This window comes from Methanosarcina barkeri MS (assembly GCF_000970025.1).
Classification (GTDB): Archaea; Halobacteriota; Methanosarcinia; order Methanosarcinales; family Methanosarcinaceae; genus Methanosarcina; species Methanosarcina barkeri.
The window spans coordinates 727,089-752,138 of the sequence record NZ_CP009528.1; the positions used below are offsets into that span (position 1 = coordinate 727,089).

Genomic DNA, 25,050 nt, shown 5'->3' on the forward strand with positions numbered 1-25,050 from the left:
TTGATATATTTTTTACATTAGTAGATGGTTGCTACTTATCTTTGAGTACTTTTGTTTGGTTGCATTTGTTTCCTGAGCTTACCTGTGTATTTGCTTGTTTAATCCATTTCCTGAACTTACCTGCGTACAGGAAGTTTATAAATAGCGTCCGTTTACCCGGAAATTTATATAGGAAAGGCCTTTAAATGGCCTTTCCATCTCTTTCACCTGTTCTTATCCTAATTACCTTTTCTACGGGCAAGACAAAGATTTTACCATCTCCAATGTTGCCGGTTCTTGTTGAACTAACAATAACATCGATAGCTTTATCCTCGTCTTCATCGTTTACTACCAACTCGATCTTTGTCTTCGGTAGGGCATCAACCCGATATTCCTGCCCTCTCCATTGCTGGATAATGCCTTTTTGCTGGCCGCGACCTTTTACGTCAATAATTGTGAGGCTATTGAAACCGGCATCTTCAAGCGAGGCTTTTACTTCTTCAAGTTTTGTGGGCCTGATGATCGCTTCTATTTTCTTCATATAGCCTTCCCCTTTTTAGTCTCGGTCGTTAACGCTATCTGGCCACGAATTTGACTCGGTTCAGGGCTTTTATTCATTCCAGTCTCAGGAAGATCTCCAACATAACCAGGGCAACCTACCTCAGGCACATCAAGCCCTCCGATTTCTACATCGCTGCTCACACGCATTGGCGTTATCAGATTGATTAACTTATAGATGATAAATGCCAGACCGCCAACTACGATAAAGTTGGTAGCCACACCAATGAGTTGTGCCACAAACTGTAGGGGCTGGCCGTAGAATAAACCGGTAACTGCAGTAGGCACTCCATTCCATCCGGCGCCATAGCTGCCGTCTGCGAACAGACCTAGAGCTAGACAGCCCCATGCGCCGTTGACCATGTGTACAGAGACAGCACCAACCGGATCATCGATTTTTAACTTTCTCTCAATGAAGAAGACTGATTCGACTACAAGAATGCCCGAAACAAGGCCAATGATCGCAGCACTTATCTGGTTGACAAATGCACAGGGTGCAGTGATAGCGACAAGTCCTGCCAGCATACCGTTACATGCCATACCTGGATCTGGCTTTTTAGTGCGCACGGCCCACATCCATGCCGTAGCTGCAATAGCACCGGTAGCTGAGGCCAGCATAGTGTTTGTGGCTACAACAGCTAGTCTCAGGTCTTCACCTGCCATGGTTGAGCCCGCATTGAAACCAAACCATCCGAAAGCAAGGATGAAGGTACCGATTATAGCCATAGGGATACTGTGACCGGGTATTGCATTGACGGAACCGTCTTTGTTATACTTGCCTATACGAGGTCCGATAATCCATGCGCCTACCAGGCCAATAACTCCTCCGGTCATATGCACTACCGACGAGCCGGCGAAATCCACATGGCCGTTACCCAGGCCGAAATTAACTCCAAGCTGGGACAGCCAACCTCCGCCCCACACCCAGTTGCCGAAGAGTGGGTATATAAAGGCACCAATAGCAAATCCCATGAAACAGAACGCCAGGAATTTCCATCGTTCTGCCAGTGCTCCGGTAGGAATTGTCGCGGTAGTATCCATGAAGACCATCTGGAATAAGAATAAGGCGAATACACCAACATCATAAGTGCCTATCAACGCAAATCCAGTCATTCCAAAAAGCCCGAACGGATGCCCTAAAAGGTTAATAGTAAACTCTTGATTAAGTCCTGTATAGCCTCCCAACGTAGCTAGGGGGCCAAAACCTCCGAACATGATGGCAAAACCCGTGAGGAAGAACCCTAACATACCCAGTGGATATACAAAGAAGTTCATAGACATCGTATGCGCGACATTCTTCACACGGACGAACCCGGTTTCGACCATCGCAAACCCGGCCTGCATGAACATAACCAGGAAACCCGCGAGCAGTGTCCACATTATATTTATGGCTACGCTGTTATGTCCTACAGCACTGGTCACATCTGCTAAAGAAGGTGCATCCTCGGTGCTCGCCGCTACATAGCCAGAATAATCCGTATCAGCTCCCGTAGGATCTGCCTGCTGGTCCGCCAGCACTATGGCCGGAAAAACAACGACCAAAATAAAGAGTACCAAAAAACTAACAAATAACTCGTTTATTTTTTTCCGCATTCCATTGACTCCTTAATTTTCCATTCGGGCTTTAATAATAGGCGGTCAGCGACATGCGAGGTCGTATTATCTTATTATGTGACATGCGAGATCGTATTATCTTATTCTCTGTATATCATCCGTCTAATAGCCCTATATCATATCACCAGCAGTTTATTTCCTTATAGTTCTATATTAATATTTCGGATGAGTGGGAATATGACTTCCTATTTTATAATTTATTAATATATCGAAACTCTATAAATAAATATTATATAAATGTGTTAAAAGTAAATGAATACTCAAGCTGGATGCATGTGAGAATGAGCAGCAATAGTAGTGTATAAAAAGCCGTATACTTTAAATTTTAAGAACGGAACCTTGAGAGAACGTTTATATAGATCTGAAGAAAAGTTGTCTTTACATGAAAGATCAGGAAGAAGAAAAATCCTAAATTGATAAAAAGGTTAACGGATTCCAGAGAAAAATTTCAGTTTAAATTCATGCGTTTTCATCCTTTTGGCGCGATCTCTTCCGGAAACCACTCCTGAATCTCTTTTGGCATATTAAATTTTACATCCCGAAGTTCGCCTTCTCCAATGTGCATGTACATGACCCACAGGACAGCCCGAATAACTTCAGCCGGGTTTACATTCTTATCGAACTCAAATTGTGCGTGCACTCTTCTGGCAAACTCTTCTTTTTTGAATTTCTCGGGCTTATCTCTGAGAGTCCAGCCGTCATAATATATTCCTTTAATTATAAGGGGCAACTGTGAAGCAAGATCAACTGCTTCTTCTACCGGAAGCCTGTCCCGGATAGCGTGCAATGTACCCCTCAATGCCTGATATGCACTATCCTTGCTCTGCCATTTCAACTGGGTCAGAATATCCCTGAGCCATATATTGGTTAAATCTATACTGTTTTCAAGATTCTTTACTCCCGTAGTCATTTCAATTCCCCCAAAGATTGAAAACAAATGTCGTTAGGCAAATAATATCATTAGGTAATTAGATATCATTTGACAAAATAAATTATGAGTTGTATTTATATAATAATATCTAAGGACAAAACTAGAAGAGGAAGTCCGGGTCATGGCCAGATTTAGGGATCTGGAAACCGAAAAAAACTCTATTTTTACAGACCACCAGGACAAGTTCCCAAAAATGACTAAGTGCAGGAAAGTTCAAATTTAAACAGTTTCAGATAGTAACTAAAAGGTTCCCTGAACTGAACTTGCAAAAAAGTAAACTTCATGCATTTTTCCTATAATTATATTAGGTACTTTTATGAGTATATTTATTGAATCTGCATTTTTACTGCATTTTTACTGCATTTGTTTGATATTTCTACTCTCAGTTCTAATCTCTTTTGCGCGGTTTAATTGCTCTCCTGAGGTGCAATCGTATCAAAATCTCCGCGCAAAGTCTTAAGTGCATATTTTTCCAGATCTATTTCCTGTCTCGTACGGAATCCAAGTCCTCTTAGTATAGATACAGGAGGGCACCAGCCCTGCACAGCGTACTGGAGCAGGAAAGCTGAAGCTATTGTGGGTAAGATAAGCCATATTTTGCTTCTTTTTAAGCCAAGTATTATTCCAATTAAAGAAACTGTAGATACGCGAATTTCCATAATGCGTCCTATATCCCACTCCTTATCAAGCTCTTCAATCCTTTTGCCTATTTCATAGTCGGTCTTGCTCGCATAAAACCTGACCATTGCAGCTATTTCTGTATCTATTGCCTGATTAATCTCAGGAGGCGTATTTGCCCGTACCCTATCCCCTCTTATGAGTTCACTGTAATTGCTCACTTCCATAAAATTCCCCTCTTAATAATCTTTTTTCAATGTATAATCAGGCCTGAATTGCCTTTTTATGAAAGAGGGTAGGGGTTTGCGAATATAAAGTTAATCAGAAAAACTTAGTTTCAGAACTTGGTTTTGTAAGCGAAAAAGAAGTGAATACACTTTTCCCCATTTTTTTGTTTTCTGAGATATTACGGGAAAAAGTAGATTTTTATGTATTAAAAAAGGATTACCAGGAGAAATACTTGTTTATTTCCTGTTTCATAACTCGATTATCTCCTGTTTCATAACTCGATTAGTCCATTAGGGTAATAGATTATCTCTGCTCCTTTAAAATATATGCCTCCAGGATGTCTATAACCATTTGACCCGCTCCAGTCAAAATTCAGCCAGTACTGAATCTTCCCATCTTTAAGCTCTCTGCCTGAGTACCAGATATTTTCAGCATAGTAATATCTACTCTGTAGATACCTGAGAATTTCAGATGTATTTTCGTTATTATCTCCTATGTAAAGTTCAGGATAGGCATGTCCGTAGCTCTCGTTTGTTGCAGTAACGACTCTTGTATTGAATCCCATATTCTTTAAAAGGGCAGACATGACTATGGAATAGTCGTCACAGTCTCCTTTATAACCTTCATTTATAGTCTGTGAGGCATCGAAGAAAAACTCACCGTTTTTTTCATAACGATACTCCCAATGCTGGTTCACGTAATCAAAAACATCACAGGCGTCTTTAATATTGTATCCTGAAGTTTTTCCGGTTATATTGAAAACTTCGGATTCAATTTTCTCATTTCCTGATCCAATACCTCTCTGGAAATTTATGGACAGTAACCTGTATTCCCTGGGATAGACGACGTTTGTTTTTTCTTCATGATATGTCGGAACCTCTGGTATTTTTGGAGATCTAGAATCGGTCAGGTATGCAGTGCTCTTATTCTCTTCTGTCTTATTTTGTTCTCCTAATCCTGTCTCATCAGGCAAAGGGTTATCCGTTCTATTGGGTGTTGAATTCTGTAAATCCTTTATCAAGTCTTCGGAGTTCAGACCAGCTACAGGAATTTTATCGGTAGCATCAGGATATATACATCCGGAAGCAAGTGCAAAAAGAATAATAAAACTCAATAATTTTAAAAAGTTTGTCCTGATCACTTTGTCGACTTCCCGGATTAATATAAGTGAAATTAAATGCAGTGCAAAGAATGTATTAATTTATATACGCAGATTCGTAGCTATAAACCTGCAAAGTATAAATTTGTAAGCTATTTTATTTTGAGCTTATCCCGAAACCAGCTTTATAATCAAAACCATCAAGATCCTTGCTATATCCAGCAGAAAGTCATGCTTTTTCCATTTAATTTAAGTTATACTATTAAGGTCTACAAAAGATTCAAAAGCACTATTGAAAAAAAGGTAAAAACTTATTAAATGAAAAGAAAATAAAATTTTATAAGTATTAAACGTTATAAATATATAAAATTTAAAATGTTATTAAGTTAAAAAAATAAAGAAGATTACAATTATAAGATATTCAAATTTTAAAAAGAGCAGATTTCAAAGAAATAATGGGTTTATAAAAAGAATATGAATTGTAAACTAATAATAAATAAAATATAAAAAAGAACGAAAATAATATATAAAAAAGAAAGAAAAATGAAGAGAAGTTAAACTACTACTTCAGCTTTTCAGGCTGCTACATCCTTTCTAAGGATGTAAGCAACCATTTCAGGATTAAGTTTGCTTTCTCTTGAAACCTTTTCCTCAATGGCTTCAGTAGATTTACCTTCAGTCTTCAGCTCTCTTATTTCTTCGATTATTGATGAAGGAATACGATAATACTCATTTATGTCTTTCCTGTGGCCCCAGACATCGCCTTCGATAAGCTGGATACGCTGCATTTCAAGGAACATCTCTATGGATTTTGAGACTGTACGCCTGTAAGATTTAGGAAGCTGTATAACTTCAATCTTTGGACAGTTCTCAACAAGTGAAAAAATATCCTTGTTTGAAGGCCTAAAAGCCAGATGCACTATTCTCTCATTTGGATTCAGTGTAAAGATTTCTTCTCTTGAACTCACAACTCTTATTTTCAAAGTTTAACCTCCAGATCTATCTATTTTTTTCGCTTGATAGTAAAAAACTCTTCATTAAATATTTTTCTATAATTACCTGTATCATTTAAAAAGAATTTTTATTTACGTTTTTTCAAGTGTTTTTTTAAGATCCCTCTCTAATTAATAAAAATCAGTATGTATAACAGTGTTTTTAAAAAAACTTAAAAAAATATTTGAGAGATTTTGAGGTTGTGTTATGAGCAAAATTCATAAAAAATCCAGAATTTTGTTTGAAATAATTCTGTTTTCATCAAGTCAGGGCAATTTTAGGAGTGAAGATATTTAAAAACAAGAAGATAAATTTTCAAATATTATAAAAAATTAACTTGATTTTGTATGTTTTGATATGTGTTTTTTCGTGTCTTCCGTGCTTCCTTGATTGTAATATCCAGATCGAATCGCTCCGCGACCGGCTGCGTTTTCCATGTTACAGGATTCCATCGGACTTTAAAATAATACTTGAGTCATAAATTATAATTATTTTCTTATTATATATATATTTGAGATCAATGTACTAGATACAAAAAGAAGCAGTAATTTAGCAATTGTAGAATAACAAAAGAAACATTCTCAATGTAGTAAAAAGGAAGAACACATCTAAAATATGGAAGTATTCGGTAGAAGAAAAAGCACTCCACCGAAGAGAAATTTAATTTTCTTCAAAGTTGGAATAAGGTATTCAGACCAGTGTATGAACCACCACTACAGAGACCCCATATAGCAACAGCAGAAGTATAATCTGAACGAAAATAACATCCAGATAATAGGCCCTGGACCTGATTCCTCTCCTTTGAGAATTGTCTGCAGAACTGTCAAATTCCCTGTTTTTACGAGTGGGTTCGATCTGCGACTTTATTCCTTCACTTATCTTTTTATTCTGTTCCATATGAGCGTTTATCACTTCTTCCAAGTCAGTCACCTCCTCAAACCTGTGTTTTTGAACAAGGGCTTTAAGGCGTTTCCTTACTTTTTAAAGCAGAATGCTTTTTAATTTCCCAGAATGATAGAATTTTTTAGGAGATTTATAGAATTTTGTTCCAATCAAGAACTCTGGTTTTCCTATTTCATCTACAATTTCATACCTTGCTCCTAAAATTCTTTTACTTTCCGACATACTATAAACTGGGATGTTTCACCAATTAAACGGGGACTATGGTCGGCACTATGTATATGTAAATGACATAAAAAATCACTACAAACATGATGTGCATAAAGACCATGTCCACATACCAAGACTTTACTCTGAATTTCGCTAGATCCGCCTCCTGAAGAGTATTTACAATCATTGAATTCTTCCAAATGCAGGGCCAGTATACTCTAGAAAATGTCTCACAGTTGCAGGCACGATAAACACACAAAGAGTATCATCTGGTCCTTATCAAACTTAAGCAGAATTGATAAGCAGTGCGACGACGAGACCGAATATAACAATGGTTTCTGGAATAACAGTAAGGATCAGACCCTTACCGAATAATCCTTCGTTTTCTGCCATTGCGCCGATTGCTGCTGTACCAATATCTTTTTCAGCTATTGCGGACGCAATCCCGGTTAATGCGATTGCAATTGATGCACCGACTGCTTTTGCTCCTGCTGCGTCCAGGAATAGATTTGCTGTTGCACCATCTACCAAGTTTTTATTCCTCCGTTTATTTTCTTATATATCCAAATGGGTTGAATTTTCTGCACTCTCTTCCATAGAATTTTCCAATTCTACATCTTGAAACCTGAGTGCATGCAGTCCGGGAGCCATAATACCCAGAACGGTGTCAGGATCGTGTCCGAGTATAAATACGAGAATTGCAGCTATTGCTGCGAAGCCAATCTGAGGATGATCAGATCATTCCAAAGGCGATGTCATTGACTGTAAAGTGGGGGTAATAGTCTCAGATGTTCTTGCTGTTTGAAAGGCTGTTAATCCGTTTTTGCACTATTACTAGCCGACCAGCCAAGAACATAGACATGCACCTGTTATCGAAAGGCGTAAATTTGTCGTAAACGTAATTTCTCCCCGACAGCAAGTGTTTGATTGTAATGCAAGGCATATATCTTTGCATATTATCTTAATAAGATAATAGATATAGATTGTATTCTAACTGATATAAATCTTTCTAACAGTTTAAAAAAGGTTTAAAAGCTCGATATCGTGACTCCATAAATTATATACTTTTCATATTCTTGCCAGGAATATCTCTGACTAAACGGAATTTTGTTCTGAAGAAAACCATGCCTGTTCTTTTCAAAAGGCAGTGTTAGCTTTAAGAGATATCAAAAATCACATAACTTTTATAAAATGTCATGCTCAATATACCTTCAATATTACCTTGAAGAGGCTCATGCATGGAAGATCCTGTTATCTCAAAAATAAAGAGTCAATTCGATAAGAAAGGAAATCCGGCAAAGATTCCGCTGATGAGCGGGAAAAAATTTTTTGAAGCCCGATCCGAAACGGATGGAGTCTATGTTGACAACCTGAAAAAAGAACCATTTCTCCCCTGGAAACTCTTTACCGAAGCTGTCAATTGTATAAAGGAACATGGCGGGAAGGTAAAGAAAGGAAATGCGACAAACTCGAAATTGGGAGATCCAAATCTTGGCCTTGATACCCTGGAAGGTTATATTGCCAGTAAAGTTTACGGCTGCAAGATAGGCGATCCCGTACTTAAGAGAGTTACTCCTGTAGCTTCCATCCTTGACTGGGCTGAAATTTGTGAAAACACACGGGGACAGATCGGTCTCCTTTCCGAGGAAAAAGAACTGCATACTTCTGAAAGTAAAAAAGAAACTTCTCTGGCTTTTACCGTTGAAGAGAATAAAGAAAGCTTACCAATGAACTCTGTTTATAACCAGCCTGACAATAAGCTGAAAGAAATGAGCAAACTGGAAGCTGAGCTTGAGGACAAAATCCAGAAAATAAAAGAACTTGATCGACAGGCTGCAGGTAGGGAAAATGAAATTGTAAGGCTGAATACAGAATTTGGAGCACGTGAAAAACTTCTTCTTAAGAACGAGTCGGAACTGCGAGCCCTTCAGGAAAAGTTTGCGGAAAAAAGTGAAGAAGTCCTACACCTTGAGTCCAGAATCATAGAAAAAGAAGACAGAATTAAGGATCTTACCGAAGAACTTGGGGAGAAGGTAGAAAACATAAAGATCCTTACCGAGAACCTTTCAGCAAAAGAAAGAGAGGTAGAAGAGCTTGATGAAAATATTTCTATAAAAGATAAAGATCTTAAGACCCTGGCTGAAGAGGTTATTACAAGGGCTGGAGATATGAAAAAAATTGAAGAGAAGCTTACCTTGAAAGAAAGGAAAATAAATACTCTTGAAACTATGCTTACCACAGCCGAAGAAAAAGTAAAAACACTTGAGAAGCAGCTCTCCGCTTTTGAAGGAGAAGAAAAACTGGCAGTTCAGCTTCGAGAAAAAGAAGAATTTATAAAACAGTTAAAAGGAACCCTCGTAAGTAAAGAGGAAGCTTTTTCGAGGGTTAGTGAGGAAAATCGGAAATATAAAATGCAGCAAAAACTGGCATCTGAGGGGTTAAGGCAGATAGAAGAACAGAAAGCCTCAAAAAAATGGTGGAAGCGTCTATAAACCCAACTGAAAAAAAGCCAGAATTCTTCTATTTAAACTTTGTTCATTCGCGGTCGCTCAGGGCCTGATGTCAGAAAAGAGCTATGAAGTAAATGAAGAATCATATCAGGGCTAATTTTTCTTATATGTGTAATTTCACCTATTATTTCTTCTTCGGTTCTTCCCTGAACTTTCAGTTCATTTATTTTTTCAAGCACGTAAGCGGGTATTACAAAGTAATTGTTAAGATCGTGCCAGTGCCCGCTTACATCTCCTTTTACCAGATGAATACCTGAAGACGCGAGGTACATTCTGATAAATTTAGAGAGTCCCTCGTAGGAAGATGCGGGAAGTTGAAGTAACTCAATCTCAGGACATGTCTTGACCAGACTAAAAAGATCTCTATCCGAAGGTCTAAACGCAAGATGTACTGCTTTCTCCTCTGCCTCCAGGCCGGAAATCTCATCCCTGCTTGTCACGACTCTGATGCGTACACTACCTAGCCCCATTTATGCTCCCTTTTCTATCTAAGTATGTATCATTTATTTAATTTTGTATTTCAGTCTTTCTAATCAAATTTCAGTACAATAAAATCATGAATACACAAACTTTTCTAAAAAACGAGTGAATAAATAGAGGGATGCTGAAATTATGCCAAATATAAACCTTTATAAGTAAATATAAACATATTTACTAAGAAATCGTATGCCCGACGAACAGAAAAGTTTTTAAGTGGACAGAAAAGTTTTTAAAACTCACTCTCAGGTTTTATGCTCAACCCTGCCGCAAGAGCTTGCCCGAATGAAATACATCCATCTCCACAGGGAATCTTACGGTGAGCCAGGAATTCAAAACCCGCTTCTGTAACAGTTCTTGCAATGCATGAAGTGATGTGATTGTTATAGGCAACTCCTCCACTAAGACCTATCTTTTCAAGCCCTCTTTTTGCGGCAAGAGAGATGGCAAGTTCTGAAATTCCCGTCGCAAGGCTTTCCTCAACCGCAAAAGCAAGATCAGTAGGGGAGTACTTTCCTGAAAGCTCATATACCCCCAGAAGAAGCTCGGTGGTGTCAAGTAAAGGAACTCCAGATTCTCTATCTTTCTTGAAAATGATAGGAAGATCTATGGAATGGGTACTCTTCGTTGCGGCAGATTCGAGTTTCATTGATGGCTCCCCGTCATAGGTTCTCATCTCGCAGATCCCGAGCAGGGCAGCTGCTGCATCCAGTACTCGTCCGGTACTGCTACTTCGAGCAACATTTACCCCGGTTTCAAGCTGTTTCATCACAGTTGAAAACTCCCTGTCTCCTTTCGGAAAAGCAAGGGGAAGTTTTTCCAATTCTGCTCTCCCAAGTTTCTCAAAAAGAATCCCCAAAACCATTCTTGAAGGTATCCGCGAAGCAAGGTCTCCACCTGGCATCGGCTGAGGGAGTAAATGCCCTATACGTTCGTATCCGAAGTAAGAGGATTCAAAGAGTTCCCCTCCCCAGACTGTACCGTCAGTGCCATATCCTACACCATCAAGGGCAATTCCGAGAATTCGGGAATCCAGGGGAAGGGAGTTATCAGCCATAAGCGCTAACATGTGAGCTTGATGATGCTGAACCTGAAGAGTATCGTCTCCTCCCATCTTTAGCGCAAAACGTGTTGTATTAAATGAAGGGTGCAAGTCACAACCCCAGTAAAGGGGCTCGATTCCTGTAAGTTGGATAAGATGTCTGACAACCTCGGAGTGGTACCTGAAGGTTTCTACATGACTGGTATTTCCTATATACTGAGATACATAGGCAAGCTTTCCTTTTGCCACAGTAACCGTAGAATTCATTTCAGCCCCCACACCTATAGAAGCTTTAACTTCAAAAGGCAGCTCTACGGGCTCAGGTACAAAGCCGCGGGAACGACGAATAAAGGCTGCTTTTCCATTCACAATTCTGATAACCGTATCATCATTTCGATTTGCAATAACCCTGTTGTGCAGCAGGTAATAATCGACAATCCCTTTAAGTTTATCAAGCGCCTCTTTATTCTCAACAACCATGGGCCTTCCCGGAAGGTTTGCCGAGGTCATAACATATACTGCATCAGGTACGCGGTCAAAAAGCAGATTCTGCGTGCCTGTATATGGAAGCATAACACCTATATTGTGCAGGCCAGAAGTCACCGATTCTGCCAGGCTGGATTCTTTTGACCTGGGAAGCACAGTAATAGGCCGGCGGTAAGAAGTTAAGTATTCCCTGCCTGCACCTTCAAGTTCTGCAAAGGTTTCCGCAACTTCTGCATTTTTTGCCATGACCGCAAAAGGTTGTTCCGGGCGCCTTAAACGTCTTCTAAGCTCCTTTACAGGCTCCTCCTTTCGCGCATTGCAGGCTATATGAAAACCTCCAAATCCTTTTATAGCAAGAATTGAGCCTTGTTGAAGGAGATCCGAAGCATGTGCAATTGCTTCATAACCCTTTACCAGGACATTTCCTTCTGGGTCTGAGAGCCAGATCTCTGGCCCGCACTTTGGGCAGCAGACAGGCTGGGCATGATATCTCCGGTTGAGAGGGTCAGTATATTCAGTTTCACATTCCGGACAAAGAGGAAAATCTGCCATAGTGGTATTTTCCCGGTCATAAGGAAGGGTTCGGACGGTTGTATATCTGGGCCCGCAGTTTGTGCATACCGTAAAAGGATAATGAAAATACCTGGAAGAAGGATCAAAAATCTCAGACCTGCACTGTTCGCAAATAGCCGTGTCAGGAGGAATTATGGAATTTTCAAAAACTCCGGATTCACTGGGCACGATAATAAATTTAGAATACCCAAAAAACGGGATATTTTTTGCTTTGATTTCCTTAACTTTGGCCAGAGGAGGTTTCTTTTCAGGGAGTTCTTTAATGAAATTATCAAGGCTTTCCTTATTTCCTTCTATAAGGATTTCCACATAATTTCCAAGATTTTTCACATATCCGAAAAGCCCGTGGACTTTTGCAAGCTGATATATAAAAGGGCGAAAACCTACCCCTTGAACAGTACCGGTAATATGAAGAAGCCTCGCTTCGTTTTGCATATAAAGTAGAGATTACTGTTTGTCGTTAAAATAGCTTTCTAAATAATAAAAGTACCTGGCAGCATCGTAAATAGATTCAAACTTCAAATATACAGATTGTAAGTAAGAGAAGTACAGACTGTAAGCACAGAAAAGTATAGATTCCAATTCAGTAAGACCAGGGTAAACGATAACATTTTTTAAGACATGTATAAATTATAACACTAAATTGAAATAAATTCAGATAAAAGCAAAAATCTGTGGCTGAATTCAGGAGAATTCTGATCCTGAATTCATGTCACATATATGGAGAAATTGTTCGTATCATAATGATGAACCCCAAAATCATCATCAAAAGGGAAATCCTCCAGGCCACCTGCAAAAGGAGGGCCTGGTTTTTGGGTTCACCTAACTTAAATACTGCTCTTTCAACCAAATTTGGTTGATCGTCACACGCAGCCATTTCAAATCAAGCTTGATTATTTCATTCTCTCCTTGACTCTCTTCAGCCTGGAAGTACCTTCTCTTTCCATCTCCTCGAGGGTAAAACGAATGTACTTCATGGTTGCAATGAGGTCCGGAATAACTTTGAATTCAAGAGCGTTTACACGTCTTTTTGTCTTCTCGATTTCATCAAGAAGTCTTTTCATCGTTGTTTCCAGCTCTGCTGCCGTGATAATCTTTTCTACCAGGACCTCATAGGCATCTGCGGACTCATCAATATACGAATTTGTCCCAACAATACCGTAACCTCTTTCAACAAGAGATTTGTGGACACCTGTAGAGCTGATTTGTGGCACCACAACACCCATGATGTTGTGTCCTGAAAGCTGAATTTCTGGAGATTCCTTTGCTGTAAAGGCAGTTGACTTAACTGTAACCATTCCGTTTACAGCAGAGGCAAGATTGATTTTTTCTGCAGCGGTTAGATAGGCAGCGTCCAGTTCGGTTCTGACGTTCCTTGCCTCGTTAAGAATCTTAAAGAACTCAAGAATAAGACCATCTCTCTTCATCTTAAGGAGCTTGTGCCCACTTTCAGAGAGCTTGATTTTTTTCTTGAGCTCAATCAGCTCCGACCGAGTTGGTTTTACGTCTTGAGCCATGGTAATCACTGACCCTTTCTGTGTGCAGGATGGTATTTCTGGATGTATTTGTTGTCAATCCTACCCAGCTGGTTTTCAGGCAGGTGTGCAAGGATCTTCCATCCAATGTCCAGAGTGTCTGCAATTGTCCTGTTTTCGTTTCTGCCCTGTGTAACGAACTGCTGTTCGAAAAGGTCAGCAAACTCAAGGAACTTGACGTCTCTCTCAGACAGAGCTTCTTTACCGACGATAGCCACGAGACCTCTCAGGTCACGCCCTTCTGCATAACCTGCATACATCTGGTCAGAAACTGCCTTGTGGTCTTCTCTTGTCTTGCCTGCTCCGATACCGGAGTTCATCAACCTTGACAGGGACGGCAACACATTAATTGGCGGGTAGATACCTTTCCTGTGCAGTTCTCTTGAAACCACAATCTGCCCTTCAGTAATATAACCGGACAGGTCAGGAATCGGGTGGGTAATATCGTCACCAGGCATCGAGAGAATCGGAATCTGAGTAACTGATCCCTTTGCGCCCTTAACAATACCTGCGCGCTCATAGAGAGTTGCAAGGTCAGTGTACATGTAACCAGGATACCCACGACGGCCAGGGATTTCGTTACGAGCGGCACCCATCTGACGAAGAGCTTCTGCATAGTTGGTAATGTCGGTCAGAATGACAAGTACGTGCATGCCGTGTTCGTATGCCAGATATTCAGCTGCAGTTAAAGCCATACGCGGAGTAACTATACGTTCGACAGCAGGGTCATCTGCAAGGTTGAGGAACACAACAGCCCTTTCAAGAGCCCCGGTCTTTTCGAAGTCGCTCATGAAGTACTGGGCTTCTTCATTGGTAATACCCATTGCTGCAAAAACTACTGCGAAAGCAGATTCAGATCCTGGCACAGCAGCCTGCCTTGCGATCTGCAGAGCAATTTCGTTGTGTGGAAGACCTGAAGCTGAGAAAATAGGCAGTTTCTGTCCACGGACAAGGGTATTTGTTCCGTCTATTGTGGAGATACCTGTCTGGATGAAATCCTTTGGAGGCAGCCTGGCATATGGGTTCATTGCAGCTCCGTTGATGTCCAGAAGCTGGTCGGGCACAATCCTGGGTCCACCGTCAAGTGGTTCTCCTGAACCTGAAAGGATTCTTCCGAGAAGGTCAATGGATGCAGGGAGCTTCAGGGTTTCCCCTGTAAAGACTACACCGCATTCCTTGTCCAGACCAGTAGTACCTTCAAAAATCTGGATAACCACTATGTCTGAAGATGAGTCCAGCACCTCGCCTCTGCGGGTGGTCCCGTCAGGCAAGTTAATAGTAACAATTTCTTTATAGCCTACAGGCTCTGTTTTTTCAACAAAGACAAGTGGTCCTGCAATCTGAGTGATTGTCTTATACTCTTTTACCATATTTACCTACCTCTCAGGGATGCAAACTCTTTATCCATCTGTGCCAGGACAGCATTCATAGACTCATCAAACTTCTCTTCGTACTTGACCTTAGCAAGCACATTTTTGGATTCAAGCTTGATAATTTCAGTTACGGGAACACCTGATTTCAAGGCATCCATCGCAGCGTCTCCCCATTTCATGATTGCCTTAAGGATCTTGTACTGCTGATCGAACGGGCTGTATGCATCTACTGGGTGGAATGCATTCTGCTGCAGGAAAATTTCCCTAAGCATACGGGTGATTTCAAGCAGAAGCTGCTGGTCGTCTGGCAGAGCATCGGAACCTACAAGCTGCACGATTTCCTGCAGTTCAGATTCTGTCTGGAGCATTTCCATTGCTCTTTCCCTCAAAGGCACATAATCAGGAGCCACATTATCTGCAAACCAGTCATTAAGACTGTCCTTATACAGACTGTAACTGTTCAGCCAGTTGATGGCCGGGAAGTGACGCCTCTGAGATAGTTTGGCATCGAGAGCCCAGAACACTTTTACGATACGCAGGGTATTCTGTGTAACAGGCTCTGAGAAGTCACCGCCAGGTGGAGATACTGCTCCAATAACAGTAATGGAACCTGTTTCGCCGCAAAGACTCTCCGCAACCCCGGCACGCTCGTAGAATTCGGCCAGTCTTGCAGACAGGTATGCTGGGTAACCTTCTTCACCAGGCATTTCTTCCAGACGGGAAGAGATTTCTCTCATGGCTTCTGCCCACCTTGAGGTGGAGTCTGCCATAAGGGATACATCTAATCCCATGTCACGGTAGTATTCTGCAATGGTGATTCCGGTATACACAGATGCTTCTCTTGCGGCCACAGGCATGTTTGAAGTGTTAGCGATAAGAACAGTACGCTCCATAAGTGGGCGCCCGGTCTGCGGATCTTCGAGTTCAGGGAATTCGCTCAGAACATCTGCCATTTCGTTTCCACGCTCACCACAACCGATGTAGACCACAATTTCGGTATCACTCCATTTTGCAAGCGACTGCTGAGTTACGGTCTTTCCCGATCCGAAAGGTCCGGGGATTGCAGCTGTTCCGCCTTTTGCCACAGGGAAAAGCCCATCAAGGATTCTCATTCCTGTAACCAGAGGCCTGGTTGGAGTAAGTTTTGCCTTCACAGGTCTGGGTCTTCGAACAGGCCACCTCTGCATCATCTGCAATTCGGTCCCATCAGTCAGAGTACAGATTGTGTCTACTACCGTAAAGTTTCCGCTCTTTATGTCGGAAATTGTACCTGAGATATCAGGAGGCACCATGATCTTATGTTCAATATTCACGGTTTCCTGTACAACACCAATTACGTCTCCACCTTTTACGGAATCGCCCTTCTTGACAATGGGTTTGAAATCCCAGAGTTTCTTATGATCAAGCCCATCTGCGCTGACACCTCTCTGGATGAAGCTACCCATTTTTTCAAGCAGGACGTGCAGAGGCCTTTGAACCCCGTCATAAATACTGGAAAGAAGACCCGGACCAAGTTCTACGGACAGAGACGACCCTGTAGATACACAGGGTTCCCCTGGCTTGATACCTGCGGTCTCTTCATATACCTGGATGATGGTCTTGGGCCCTAATATCTGAATGACTTCACCCATTAAACCTTCATTACCGACTTTGACCAGGTCATACATTTTTGCCTGCAAGCCGATGGCGGTGACGACAGGCCCAGACACACGATAAATTTCACCTTTTACTTCCACAGATCAACACCTACCGCTTGTTTTATCTTATCTCTTAGATTTGAGCCTGATCCACTGCCTCCCAGGGCTACTACTGTAGGCTGGACAGACTCATTCAAGTTTTTCCTTAGAATTTCCGGCAGATTACCAATGTCATCATTATGCATTACAAGAATCCCGACACTTTTGTCTTCAAGCACAGATTTTACAACGGACTCAGTGGCTGCGGTATCTGTGGTTTCATAAACCTTCCTGACACCAGCCAGTCTGAATCCTGTAACAAATTCGCTCTTTCCGATCACCGCTAATTCCATTATATAACCACCAACTGGTCTTTGATTAACTCATCACTGAGGCCAGTCTCCTTACCCCTGAAAATGATCCGGAGATTAGTAGCCTCATTATGTTTATGAATGATATAATCCAGAATAGGTGCAACTGAGATCGGGGATACATGCGAGAGAACGGTTGAAGATTCAAGATAATATCTTGTGAGCCTGCTTTCAAGAGTGGTCAAAGAAGTCATATCTGAACTCGTAACGCCTGAAATTACGTCCCAGTACTGAGTTCTTTGAAGCTCATTGACAAACTCGTCATATGGGAGAGTCGCCAGTTTCTCCGGTTTTAACTCAAGACCGCCTTCAATCATGAGCGGCATGATTTCATCAAGCTGCATAACTCCTGCTTTTTTCAGTCTGAAAAGATTTATTAAATTCTTGACGTCTACTTCCAATCTGACAACTTTAAGAAAGAGCTTGCGGTCTTTAGATCTTGGTTTACCTATTACTCCAAACAAGCCTGTATAATACATTTTGTCAAGTTCGTTCTCTATGTATGCCAGGTTAGTTCCGTCAAACTTATGCAGCAGGGGGTAGTATTCAGAGTATTTCAGGGCTTCAATTATTTCTTGATATGTAGCCTTGGCTGCAAGTTCTGACATCGACGTATAGGTAAACTCCCCAGCAGCAATCAGTGATTCCATGATATCTTCAGCAGATGCATTGTAGATTTTACCACGGAGAAGTGTTTTTATGTTCCAGATGTCGTATCTTTTGAGATATGCGACAACTAGGTAATTCAATTCTCCTCCGGTGATTCTTACCAACTTATCATATGTGAGCGCAAGATTTCTGTTCAATGCGTGTTCTGCCAGATCGCCACCACTGTATTTCATTGCCAGTTCGTTAACGTCGTTTTTGTATTCAGACTCTTGGATAAAGCGGGTAATCCCATCAATCCCCATGTTAAGGAGCCGGGGATATGTTTCTTTAGGGAGCAGTTTGCTCTTCATAGCGCGGACGCGGGTTACGGCATAGGGATAGTTAGAAGTGCCATTTTTCTTTTTATCGGATTTTCGCGAGGGTTTTTGCCCCCAGAGTCTCTCCAAAAGCCGCATCGAACATCACCCGTATAATATATCAGATATCTGCTTCAATGAACGCTCATACACGTTTTTCAGGATTGAATCATATGTGAAATCTAACCTGACCGTTCCGTCCTCGTTTTCCAGAACAATTCCACCAATAGTATCAAGATTACCAGCGTAAGATAGAGAAGTTAACTTCTTGACAATATCTTCAGAATCTTTAGAAGAGTAAACTCTAGCACCGCTAGCTTCGTACTTGTTGATAATATTTTTCAACAGCTCTTCTTTTTTGGATGCCGGCATTGACTTAATTTTTTCAACTGTCTGGGCATAAACTTTATCTAGAAGATCCTTACGCTTATTAAGCGTAATTCTTTTCACTTCCAGATTTGCACTTGATATGACCTGTTGGTGCAGATTTTGGAGGTCCTCTTCCGCCTTGGCAAGGCTGTCCCCGAGTGTTTTTTTCTGTACTTCCTTAGCTTCATTTATGATCTCGGAGGCCTTTGCATCGCCTTCGGCTTTTATACGGGAAACCTCAGCACTTGCACCCTCTTGGATGTCTTTTACAACAATCTCTAGTCCCATGCTTACACCTCCAAATAAATTTAGAGCAAAAAAGTGCTCTAAAGCCTAGAGCAAAAACTCTAAGCTGCTTAGAGTGCAACGATACCTAGGAAAACTTAGAGCATTATAATAGCTCAGGCCTGCCTGGCAAGGAAAAAAGCCCAGGTAAGCCTAAAGCAATGCTCTAAGAAATTTAAGAGTGAAGGCTCTTAAATTTAAGCAGAATTGATAAGCAGTGCGACGACGAGACCGAATATAACAATGGTTTCTGGAATAACAGTAAGGATCAGGCCCTTACCGAATAATCCTTCGTTTTCTGCCATTGCGCCGATTGCTGCTGTACCGATATCTTTTTCAGCTATTGCGGACGCAATCCCAGTTAATGCGATTGCAATTGATGCACCGATTGCTTTTGCTCCTGCTGCGTCCAGAAATAAGTTTGCTGTTGCTCCATCTACCATGTTTTTATTCCTCCGTGTATTTTCTTATATATCCGAATGGGTTGAATTTTCTGCCCCCGCCTTCATAGAATTTTCCAAAGAATTCTACGTACTGCAACCTGAGTGCATGTAGTCCGGGAGCGATGATACTCAGAGCGACGTTAAGGGCGTGCCCGAGTATAAATACGATAATTGCAGCTATTGCCGCGAAACCGATCTTAGAATGATCAGCCCAGATCATGCTGAAGGATATGTCATTGACTGTACTTGCGATATAAATCGAAGATAAACCGACTGCGATAATACGGGCATATGAAAGAGCATTACCCATAAGAGATGGCAGTTCGACTATACCAGCGATACCCTCACCCATGGCGAGCATCACAATTCCAATAACAAAAACAGCAGCACCAACATACATCAATGCTGAAATACCAACATAACCAATAGCTGCAATAAGTACACCAAGCTCAATAATCATCCAACTGCCTTTTTCAAGAAGAGCATGTTTCATCCCGTGTTCTCTTGCAACGTTTGTAAATCCAAACACGTACCCGAGATTTAGATGAATCAGTCCGACGACGACGCTTAGTATAATCATACTCATTACCATGTGAGCCCTGTGAATTGGGAAAGTAAAGGCCTCTCCTCCAATTGATTGGAACAGGGTTACTGTATGCCAGAATGGAAGTAAACCTTGTTCTTCATGCGTACTCGCCAGAGGGAATCCCAGAAACTCACCATAAATAAGTCCAAAGAAAATCGTCCAAATCTGACAATAAATAAGAATATTCATCATGTCAGCTACTGCATCTGACTTTATTGCCTTTTTAATAGCCAGTGCCATTGCTCCCAATATCAGTGCATATCCGATGTCTCCGAGAATCATTCCGTAGATCAGCGGGAAGGTAATGAAAATCGCTGAAGATGGATCTATTTCAAAATATTTAGGTCTTGCATACAGATCCATAATCTGCTGCATCGGTGCCACTGCTTTTGAGTTATTGTACTCAACGGGGGCATTTTCTTCTTCCTCCTCGCGAACTTCGAGGTTGGTGATGTATGCCCTTCCATTAGTGGCGTTGTTAACTACACTGACAAGCCTGTCATAACTTTCGGTGGGGGTCCATCCATCAATTATGAATGCATTTTCAGATGTAGCTATCCTAAGAGGCAGCTCTGCTTTCTGACTCTCGATACTCAGGACTTCGTCGCTTGCAAGGATAAAATCGGCGTACTTTGTTTTCAAGGACTCGATCTCACCCTTTAAGGATTCGATCCTTCTGGTGACGTCGGCTTCTTTCTGTTCAATGGATCTTAAAAGTTCGCTTGGGACACCACCTCTTTCAGGAACTCTAAGCTCTTTGAATCCAAGACCCTGAAGTAATTCGTAAACTTTGTCGGCATCATTATTAGCTACAAACAGTACAACTGCTTTTGATTGAGGATCAAAGTACAGTTCGTAAGCTTGGGTGATACTCGAAATCTGACTTGCTTCTAGGTTACTTTTTAAAATGCCTGCGAAAACCTTGATGTTTTCGTAGCCACGGAAATAATCAAAGTCAAGATCGATGGGCAGATAAGGCAGGACTTCCTTTTTCTGGGTGTCCATATCTTTTAATTCATTTTCAAGCTGGGAAATTGATTCCGTTTTAGCTGAAATTGTTCTGTCCAGTTCATTTAACTTCGAGTCAAGTTCACGCAGAACAGCGTCAGATTTCTGAACTACCGGTTTTTTGCTTTCAATCCCCAAATAATTGGCGATAGATCGGATCTTCACAAGCTTTTTAGAGACTTCTTCTGCGTTTTTGAATGGCTTGCTGATCTTAAAACCAGACTCGTCTTCGACAAAGTCTTCGACGTGAAAAAGATTTGTATCATGTAGTGCATCGATGGTTTCTTTTAGAATGCTTTTGTGCCCGACAATAACGGCCCTTGTCATCTGTTTAGGTCTACTCATTAAGGACCGCCCTCTCAAACTCCTGTACTAGGTAATTGACGGATTTGTCGATGTTAGCTTGAGCTTTTTGGGACATGGCTAATGCGTTTTTTTCACCATCGGTTATGATCTTATCTCTTTCCTCCAGGATCTTTTTTTCACCCTCTTTAAAAGAGTCTTGTGCAGCTTTATGTGCATCGATTTCGGCCTGTTTCAGGATTTCCCTGGCTTCAGCCCGAGCTTCGGAGATACGCTTGTTTTTCGCTTCAATGGCTTCGTCAACCATTGACTTAGCGTTTTCCTCTGCTTTTTTTATTTCAGATAAGATTTCATTTTTAGCCATGTGAATCTCCGTCTCTCAAAATTTAATATATAAATTAATAATTAAAAATCCCTACTCCAATGGAGGTAGTTAACAAATCCTTCGCGAAAGAACTATATAACAGCTTCGGTTTTATCCAAGAAGAGTGGAAGATCTATAATGAAAAATCATTATATATCTAAAGTATAAGAAATTTTTAAGAAAATTAAAATTATAAATAGCAAAATATCTGGTTAAAATGATAAAGATTAAATATAACAGTAAAAAATAATTGAACCCTAACAGTGAAATATAATTAAGTACCGAAAAAATATCAAATAAAGTACCGAATATAAAATGTGAAGCGTAACCTGCATATGTTAAGTAAAATCTGAAAAATATATTCAAAATTCTATTGAAGTCATATATAAAATTATAAATGAATTCATTCATATTAAGGAATTTTAGTCTCTTTTTTTCTAAATGAAAGCTTTTAAAGGTTTGTTTCAAGCACGAAATATAAGTTGCTTTATTTGGCCAAAACTTTTAAAATTTTTCTTTTGATATGTCAAGTTTCGAGAAAATCAAACCATTCAAAAGCTAATTTTCTAAAATAAACTCTTGTACGGGTTCCGAAGGTATATGAATCCGGTATGCAGGTATCAGTATTCAAAATTTTGATTAAAATATCAAATTATTATCCAGAAAAAAAGGGGTATTTCAAGAATAATGTCTTAATACCGGTTATTTTCCTCACCAACAGTTAAAAAAACAAAATTAAAAAATAACATAAAAAATGTTATTTAACCCTGTAAGGGATCTTTGCGCCCTGAGGTATTGTATGAATATATTCTTTCCGAAAATCGGGGTTGCGCATCATGCAATATGCGGCATTATCTTTTTTGTAAGCTTTGTGCTTACCCATACGCTTCCAGATAACTTCCAGGGGTTCTTCACAGATATTTCCAAAGGATAGAGGAGTGTAAGCACAGGGCATTACTTCCCCATCCGAAGCAACATGCATCCATCGTCTTCCAGCAAAACACCCAAAAAGACTTGGGCCCAGAAAATACGGAAATGCGGTGACTCTGGGACCTTCAGGTTTAGAGTTCATTTTTTTCTGGAACTTCTCAAGCTTTGAGACATCTTTTTCCCCGATTACTTCATCTTCGTGCTCAAGCCAGCGTCCGACGGCAATAATTTCATAGATGGAAAGTTCATGCATTCCAAGGTTAAATGCAAGGTTGTAAAATTCTTCAAGGTCATCGATATTGTGAGGGGAAACAACTACAAACATATCAGTAAGGATCCCGGCAGTGATTGAATTTTTGATTCCGGCGATTGAATCTTTGTATGCACCTTCTCGGCCCCGAATGCGGTCGTGTTCGGCTTCAAATGGGCTGTCCAGACTAATTCTTGAGGCGTATAATCCTGCGGCTTTAAGCTCCTTAGCCCTTTCTTCGGAAAGCTTGAAACCTGAGGTGAGACAGGTAGCAATTGCTCTTGATTTATCGACTCTGGCTACCATCTCTACAAGATCGTCTCGAAGCATGGTCTCCCCTCCATCGAAAGCAATAAGATAAGACCCAAGATCCAGGCTCTGGTCTATAGCTCCGGAAATTTCATCCAGAGTAAGTTCCTTTTCTGGCTTGATACCAGCTGCTCCACAGTGGATACATCGGTTAGGACAGCGAGCCGTAATTCCTATTGAAAACTGATCCGGAACCCTTTTTTTCCGGATAGCTGCGATCTCAGCACTTATCACCCGGCTGAAAACAGGCCCCGGAATTGGTGGGATCCATGTAGAGAAAATAATCTCATTTTCATCCACTGAAATGGGTTTTTCTTCCGCAAAAATGTTGTTTATGCGTTTGAGGATAGGGTTTGCAAGATGGGAAAGAGGACCTTCTACATCAAGCACAATTTTTTCGTTTTCTGTACTGGCATTTACTTTAAGCACCGGACTATCATATACTCGCATGGATACACCTGGTAAATTTGTTAGCAAAAGTTGGAAGACTTATTAAAAGTTAGAAAACTTATTGGATTAGATAAATTAAATAATGTTATTTTTCCATTTACATACCGGAAATTTGACAGTGTCGCAGTTCATTTTTCAGGAAAAGCTGAGCAATTAAACAATCTCAAGCATATCAATAGTTATGTAATCGGTAATCTGAAAGAGTTTGTTCCTTGCCGGACATTCGTTAAATGTCAACAGGGTCTCTTTTGCGGCATTAACACGCATCTTTACAGCATTTATAGATTTTTCTATTGCTTCTTCCTTTGACATATTCTTCATGTAAACATGCGGCAGAGTTTCAGATGTGAATTTCGATTCCTTGCCTTCGACCACTTCAAGAAACTCAAGAATGTCGTCAACAATCTGGTATGCAGTTCCCAGGTAATTTCCAAAAACATTAAAACGCCTGGTCAGGACTTCATCAGCTCCTCCAGTGTATGCCCCTATGGAAGCGCTGATGGCAAATAAAGAAGCCGTTTTCTTGTAAATGCATTCGAAATAGTTATTTTCTCCAAAATTGTCCTTATCGAGTCTCAGATCAAGGACTTCTCCTTCAGCCATATCCATCCCGGCTTTTCCGAAGTCTCTGACTACTTTTTCCCCATACGGAGAAATAAACTCAAAACATTTTGCAATCAGGTAATCGCCACAAAGAAGAGCCCTGGAAGGGCCAAATTTTTCAGGGGCTGATGGCAGGTTTCTTCTAACAAGTCCCTGATCCAGCAGGTCATCATGGATGAGGGAAGCCGAGTGCATCATTTCAATAGCAAGAGCTGCATTGAGGCTCTGTTGGTACGAACCTGAACAGATCTCACTGGAGAGAAGGAGGATGATTGGTCTAATTCGCTTTCCTCCGGTATTACAGACATGTTCTACCATTTTTTTCAAGCTGGAGTCGTTCATTTGATCAATGAAGCTATTTATTCCTGATTCGACATATCTGTATTCTTCCCACTCTTCAATATTCATCAATATTACTCCGTGTACTTGAACGGGCATCTGGTAACGATCTTATTCGCCTCAAACTTAAGTTCAGAAACACAGTTTTGTAAATACTTACTGTTTCCTTCGGCAAGGTTAGAAGGAGAGCTTGTATATTCTAGATGAACCTTCAAGTTCTCATTATTTTCGTCCCTTTGTTCAAAAACTGTCATTTTGGGGGCCATCTCAAGATTTCCATTTTAATAATCTTCTAGAATTTATCATTATTTCCTGGGATTTTATAATTATTTCTAGAATTTTACCTTTTGCTCGATATGAGCCAGAAGATCAGATAGAACCTTAGCTATTACAAAATAACTATCCAAAGACTCAATATCGTGCAGATGTATAAAGAACACTCCAGAGTACACACTCCAGAGCACACACTCCAGTGCACACACGCCAGAGCACACACGCCAGGAACAGGCCAGCAGTACAAAAAAGTGCGAGCAGTATTCTCTTTTGCGTTCGTTTAAACTCCGTATAACACGATCATTACATTAACTTTTTGTTAAGCTCTGAATATTTTATCAGTTATACAAAAGGATATGCAATTTATAGGAACAGCTTGACCAAAAATCCTGAATAAATA

At 40.7% G+C, this 25,050-nt stretch carries 24 protein-coding genes; 1 reads left to right on the plus strand and 23 read right to left on the minus strand.

Translation table 11 applies throughout. The annotated features are described in order from the left end of the window. Positions 1-181: 181 nt before the first annotated feature. The 9 genes from MSBRM_RS03060 to MSBRM_RS03095 form a co-directional block, all read right to left on the minus strand. Positions 182-520: a P-II family nitrogen regulator gene (locus tag MSBRM_RS03060; protein ID WP_048119925.1), complete on the minus strand. Its 339-nt coding sequence runs from the start codon at positions 518-520 to the stop codon at positions 182-184. Further along, the gene (locus tag MSBRM_RS03065) at positions 517-2,130 is read right to left on the minus strand and encodes an ammonium transporter (RefSeq protein WP_069575199.1); all 1,614 of its coding nucleotides are present in this window, start codon (positions 2,128-2,130) and stop codon (positions 517-519) included. The genes MSBRM_RS03060 and MSBRM_RS03065 overlap by 4 nt, the downstream gene beginning before the upstream one ends. A 490-nt stretch (positions 2,131-2,620) precedes the next feature. Then, positions 2,621-3,061 carry a DUF2267 domain-containing protein gene (locus MSBRM_RS03070; protein WP_048154489.1) on the minus strand — a complete coding sequence of 147 codons (441 nt, stop codon included), beginning with the start codon at positions 3,059-3,061 and terminating at the stop codon, positions 2,621-2,623. A gap of 428 nt (positions 3,062-3,489) precedes the next feature. Further along, complete coding sequence (locus tag MSBRM_RS03075; RefSeq protein ID WP_048119921.1) at positions 3,490-3,927, minus strand: DUF2892 domain-containing protein; 438 nt, start codon at positions 3,925-3,927, stop codon at positions 3,490-3,492. Between the two features lie 272 nt (positions 3,928-4,199). Then, positions 4,200-5,069 carry a transglutaminase-like domain-containing protein gene (locus MSBRM_RS03080; protein ID WP_048154493.1) on the minus strand — a complete coding sequence of 290 codons (870 nt, stop codon included), beginning with the start codon at positions 5,067-5,069 and terminating at the stop codon, positions 4,200-4,202. 533 nt (positions 5,070-5,602) lie between these two features. Next, a complete protein-coding gene (locus MSBRM_RS03085; RefSeq protein WP_011305413.1) occupies positions 5,603-6,010 on the minus strand; it encodes a DUF1699 family protein in 408 nt (135 codons plus the stop codon). Between the two features lie 700 nt (positions 6,011-6,710). Continuing rightward, positions 6,711-6,941, minus strand: a complete 231-nt coding sequence (locus MSBRM_RS03090) for a hypothetical protein (RefSeq protein ID WP_048119917.1) — start codon at positions 6,939-6,941, stop codon at positions 6,711-6,713. A 60-nt stretch (positions 6,942-7,001) separates the two neighbouring features. Next, positions 7,002-7,145 (minus strand): hypothetical protein, encoded by a 144-nt coding sequence (locus MSBRM_RS19965; protein ID WP_155396495.1) that lies wholly within the window; start codon positions 7,143-7,145, stop codon positions 7,002-7,004. A gap of 270 nt (positions 7,146-7,415) precedes the next feature. Continuing rightward, the gene (locus tag MSBRM_RS03095) at positions 7,416-7,661 is read right to left on the minus strand and encodes a hypothetical protein (protein WP_011305415.1); all 246 of its coding nucleotides are present in this window, start codon (positions 7,659-7,661) and stop codon (positions 7,416-7,418) included. Positions 7,662-8,368: 707 nt separating this feature from the next. On the opposite strand from MSBRM_RS03095, the gene MSBRM_RS03100 reads away from it, so the two are divergent. After that, positions 8,369-9,622 (plus strand): coiled-coil domain-containing protein, encoded by a 1,254-nt coding sequence (locus tag MSBRM_RS03100; protein WP_048119915.1) that lies wholly within the window; start codon positions 8,369-8,371, stop codon positions 9,620-9,622. Positions 9,623-9,654: 32 nt separating this feature from the next. Here the strand turns inward: MSBRM_RS03100 and MSBRM_RS03105 are convergent, their stop codons facing one another. The 14 genes from MSBRM_RS03105 to MSBRM_RS03175 form a co-directional block, all read right to left on the minus strand. Continuing rightward, positions 9,655-10,110 carry a DUF1699 family protein gene (locus tag MSBRM_RS03105; protein WP_048119913.1) on the minus strand — a complete coding sequence of 152 codons (456 nt, stop codon included), beginning with the start codon at positions 10,108-10,110 and terminating at the stop codon, positions 9,655-9,657. 239 nt (positions 10,111-10,349) lie between these two features. Then, complete coding sequence (gene hypF, locus MSBRM_RS03110) at positions 10,350-12,653, minus strand: carbamoyltransferase HypF (protein WP_048154495.1); 2,304 nt, start codon at positions 12,651-12,653, stop codon at positions 10,350-10,352. 458 nt (positions 12,654-13,111) lie between these two features. Then, positions 13,112-13,735, minus strand: coding sequence for a V-type ATP synthase subunit D (locus tag MSBRM_RS03120; protein WP_176722071.1), 624 nt, complete (start codon positions 13,733-13,735; stop codon positions 13,112-13,114). A gap of 5 nt (positions 13,736-13,740) precedes the next feature. Further along, on the minus strand, positions 13,741-15,123 hold the full coding sequence (locus MSBRM_RS03125; RefSeq protein ID WP_048154499.1) for an ATP synthase subunit B: 1,383 nt from the start codon (positions 15,121-15,123) through the stop codon (positions 13,741-13,743). A 2-nt stretch (positions 15,124-15,125) separates the two neighbouring features. Next, positions 15,126-16,862, minus strand: coding sequence for an ATP synthase subunit A (locus tag MSBRM_RS03130; protein WP_048119904.1), 1,737 nt, complete (start codon positions 16,860-16,862; stop codon positions 15,126-15,128). Next, positions 16,853-17,155, minus strand: coding sequence for a V-type ATP synthase subunit F (locus MSBRM_RS03135; protein ID WP_048119901.1), 303 nt, complete (start codon positions 17,153-17,155; stop codon positions 16,853-16,855). The genes MSBRM_RS03130 and MSBRM_RS03135 overlap by 10 nt, the downstream gene beginning before the upstream one ends. Continuing rightward, positions 17,155-18,237 carry a V-type ATP synthase subunit C gene (locus MSBRM_RS03140; protein WP_048119899.1) on the minus strand — a complete coding sequence of 361 codons (1,083 nt, stop codon included), beginning with the start codon at positions 18,235-18,237 and terminating at the stop codon, positions 17,155-17,157. Before MSBRM_RS03140 ends, MSBRM_RS03135 begins: the two co-directional genes overlap by 1 nt. A gap of 6 nt (positions 18,238-18,243) precedes the next feature. Further along, complete coding sequence (locus MSBRM_RS03145) at positions 18,244-18,795, minus strand: V-type ATP synthase subunit E (RefSeq protein WP_048119897.1); 552 nt, start codon at positions 18,793-18,795, stop codon at positions 18,244-18,246. Positions 18,796-18,989: 194 nt separating this feature from the next. Continuing rightward, positions 18,990-19,235: a hypothetical protein gene (locus MSBRM_RS03150; RefSeq protein ID WP_011305426.1), complete on the minus strand. Its 246-nt coding sequence runs from the start codon at positions 19,233-19,235 to the stop codon at positions 18,990-18,992. Positions 19,236-19,239: 4 nt separating this feature from the next. Further along, complete coding sequence (locus MSBRM_RS03155; protein WP_176722072.1) at positions 19,240-21,174, minus strand: V-type ATP synthase subunit I; 1,935 nt, start codon at positions 21,172-21,174, stop codon at positions 19,240-19,242. Beyond that, on the minus strand, positions 21,167-21,496 hold the full coding sequence (gene ahaH, locus MSBRM_RS03160; protein ID WP_048119893.1) for an ATP synthase archaeal subunit H: 330 nt from the start codon (positions 21,494-21,496) through the stop codon (positions 21,167-21,169). Before ahaH ends, MSBRM_RS03155 begins: the two co-directional genes overlap by 8 nt. A 757-nt stretch (positions 21,497-22,253) precedes the next feature. Further along, on the minus strand, positions 22,254-23,435 hold the full coding sequence (locus MSBRM_RS03165; protein WP_048119891.1) for a radical SAM protein: 1,182 nt from the start codon (positions 23,433-23,435) through the stop codon (positions 22,254-22,256). Between the two features lie 153 nt (positions 23,436-23,588). Beyond that, positions 23,589-24,476, minus strand: a complete 888-nt coding sequence (locus MSBRM_RS03170) for a geranylfarnesyl diphosphate synthase (protein WP_048119889.1) — start codon at positions 24,474-24,476, stop codon at positions 23,589-23,591. Further along, on the minus strand, positions 24,452-24,643 hold the full coding sequence (locus tag MSBRM_RS03175) for a hypothetical protein (RefSeq protein ID WP_052712672.1): 192 nt from the start codon (positions 24,641-24,643) through the stop codon (positions 24,452-24,454). Before MSBRM_RS03175 ends, MSBRM_RS03170 begins: the two co-directional genes overlap by 25 nt. Positions 24,644-25,050: the final 407 nt, after the last annotated feature.

Bases quoted from the DNA above. Each gene is read 5' to 3' on its own strand.
- MSBRM_RS03060 (WP_048119925.1), bottom strand. From the start codon at position 520: ATGAAGAAAATAGAAGCGATCATCAGGCCCACAAAACTTGAAGAAGTA.
- MSBRM_RS03065 (WP_069575199.1), bottom strand. From the start codon at position 2,130: ATGCGGAAAAAAATAAACGAGTTATTTGTTAGTTTTTTGGTACTCTTT.
- MSBRM_RS03070 (WP_048154489.1), bottom strand. From the start codon at position 3,061: ATGACTACGGGAGTAAAGAATCTTGAAAACAGTATAGATTTAACCAAT.
- MSBRM_RS03075 (WP_048119921.1), bottom strand. From the start codon at position 3,927: ATGGAAGTGAGCAATTACAGTGAACTCATAAGAGGGGATAGGGTACGG.
- MSBRM_RS19965 (WP_155396495.1), bottom strand. From the start codon at position 7,145: ATGTCGGAAAGTAAAAGAATTTTAGGAGCAAGGTATGAAATTGTAGAT.
- MSBRM_RS03100 (WP_048119915.1), top strand. From the start codon at position 8,369: ATGGAAGATCCTGTTATCTCAAAAATAAAGAGTCAATTCGATAAGAAA.
- MSBRM_RS03105 (WP_048119913.1), bottom strand. From the start codon at position 10,110: ATGGGGCTAGGTAGTGTACGCATCAGAGTCGTGACAAGCAGGGATGAG.
- hypF (WP_048154495.1), bottom strand. From the start codon at position 12,653: ATGCAAAACGAAGCGAGGCTTCTTCATATTACCGGTACTGTTCAAGGG.
- MSBRM_RS03120 (WP_176722071.1), bottom strand. From the start codon at position 13,735: ATGGCTCAAGACGTAAAACCAACTCGGTCGGAGCTGATTGAGCTCAAG.
- MSBRM_RS03125 (WP_048154499.1), bottom strand. From the start codon at position 15,123: ATGGTAAAAGAGTATAAGACAATCACTCAGATTGCAGGACCACTTGTC.
- MSBRM_RS03135 (WP_048119901.1), bottom strand. From the start codon at position 17,155: ATGGAATTAGCGGTGATCGGAAAGAGCGAATTTGTTACAGGATTCAGA.
- MSBRM_RS03140 (WP_048119899.1), bottom strand. From the start codon at position 18,237: ATGCGGCTTTTGGAGAGACTCTGGGGGCAAAAACCCTCGCGAAAATCC.
- MSBRM_RS03145 (WP_048119897.1), bottom strand. From the start codon at position 18,795: ATGGGACTAGAGATTGTTGTAAAAGACATCCAAGAGGGTGCAAGTGCT.
- MSBRM_RS03150 (WP_011305426.1), bottom strand. From the start codon at position 19,235: ATGGTAGATGGAGCAACAGCAAACTTATTTCTGGACGCAGCAGGAGCA.
- MSBRM_RS03155 (WP_176722072.1), bottom strand. From the start codon at position 21,174: ATGAGTAGACCTAAACAGATGACAAGGGCCGTTATTGTCGGGCACAAA.
- ahaH (WP_048119893.1), bottom strand. From the start codon at position 21,496: ATGGCTAAAAATGAAATCTTATCTGAAATAAAAAAAGCAGAGGAAAAC.
- MSBRM_RS03165 (WP_048119891.1), bottom strand. From the start codon at position 23,435: ATGCGAGTATATGATAGTCCGGTGCTTAAAGTAAATGCCAGTACAGAA.
- MSBRM_RS03170 (WP_048119889.1), bottom strand. From the start codon at position 24,476: ATGCCCGTTCAAGTACACGGAGTAATATTGATGAATATTGAAGAGTGG.
- MSBRM_RS03175 (WP_052712672.1), bottom strand. From the start codon at position 24,643: ATGGCCCCCAAAATGACAGTTTTTGAACAAAGGGACGAAAATAATGAG.